Below are 255 nucleotides of genomic sequence, written 5' to 3' on the forward strand. Positions count from 1 at the left end.
TCCTGACCGAGCTGAAGAACCGTGGCACCGCTGATATCTTCTACCTGGTCTGTGATGGGCTCACCGGCCTGCCTGAGGCCGTGAATGCGGTCTATGAACGCACGATTGTGCAAAACTGCGTCATTCACATGATCCGCAATTCCATGCATTACGCCCCCAGGCAGCACTGGGAGGCGATTTCCCGGGATTTGAAGCCGGTCTATCAGGCGGTGACCGAGCAGGCTGCGCAGGCGGCTTTGGAGGCCTTTGGGCAGA

General features: G+C 58.8%; 1 protein-coding gene. It reads left to right on the forward strand.

The window, feature by feature from the left end:
- Window positions 1–255: transposase (locus L7A20_RS11915; RefSeq protein ID WP_237207735.1), on the forward strand; the 255-nt coding region annotated here is incomplete at both ends.

Source organism: Rothia nasimurium, assembly GCF_928381415.1.
Lineage (GTDB): Bacteria > Actinomycetota > Actinomycetes > Actinomycetales > Micrococcaceae > Rothia > Rothia nasimurium_H.